Here is a 1,240-nt window from a genome sequence, read left to right as displayed (position 1 = left end):
TTTTTGAACCTGTATTCACCTTTGCCAGCTATACATCAAACCCAAGTTCTAGTCCACCATAGCAGCTTTGGGATTGGTTTTGTGGGAATTTAATCATTGGAGCTGCCATTATTAAATTCTTCTATATGTTATCAGAATGCGTCCTCTCAGATTACTTTTAGTGTTGAGAAAAATGTCACACACAGGACCATATCCAGTAAATGGGAGTGGGTGTTTTACCACAGTACTTTTTCCCAAAACTGACAGACAATGCTCATTTATCATAATGTGCAAGTGCATTATTATGATACACAAGATCCATGAGTTGCTTAACAGGATCTCTTTTGTATAATTTTTCATTAACAAAGCTATGAAGAGTCAGCTGATAATGTTAACAAAGCAGTTCAGAAGATGCAAACTGTATACTATTCACTGTCAGACTTGATTTATATCTTGCACCTGTTTGTAGAGAACATTGTATGTGGTTGTATTATTGATGTTATATTGTATGCTCTCATGTGCTTTGCTCCTTTTGTTTAAGCTTTTATTAATTCAATTGTGTTACTTGTGTTAGCTGATTTCTATATTTGTGATTATATTCTAGTATGTTTTGAGTATCATTTTTGGTGCTTTGTTTTACCTGTAAGCATTTATTATGAATTCTTTTAGCTCTCTTACTGTCCATTTCAGTATTGCAGTAAATTGTGCATTTTTTAAATTGCCTGTATAATTGTATCCTTTCTAAGCAAATTACTTTATAATTTGTGACAATTATAATTAATTCAAATTCGGTATGCAGGTAACTCATGCTGTAGTAACTGTACCAGCTTACTTTAATGATGCACAACGGCAGGCTACAAAAGATGCTGGAACTATTGCAGGATTAAATGTTATGAGAATTATTAACGAACCAACAGCAGCTGCTATAGCATATGGTTTAGATAAACGAGAAGGTGAAAAGAATGTACTTGTATTTGACTTGGGAGGTGGTACTTTTGACGTGTCTCTACTGACAATTGATAATGGTGTATTTGAGGTGAGTATATGTTATAATGCCAAAGTGATGGTTGATTTATAATCATGATTATAATCTATGATGGATAATTTATAATTTATAATCAGTACATTTTTATTTTACGTACTTACTTATTTTAAATGTTTTGAAAAATATATAAGAAGTTATTTTTCTTAAAACCTTCTGGTTTATATTTTTTAAGGTCTTCGCTTATGTAATGGCTTCATATGAATTAATTATGGCTAT

1 pseudogene is annotated in these 1,240 nt (G+C 31.6%); it reads left to right on the top strand.

From position 1 onward, the window contains the following. Positions 1-769: 769 nt before the first annotated feature. A pseudogene (locus MAGTDC_RS02125) lies at positions 770-1,018 on the top strand (Hsp70 family protein); the annotation flags it as partial. Positions 1,019-1,240: the final 222 nt, after the last annotated feature.

This window comes from Candidatus Hodgkinia cicadicola, from assembly GCF_002774925.1.
The sequence above is the reverse complement of the archived record's forward strand: the minus strand, read 5'-3'. Positions and strand labels throughout refer to the sequence as shown.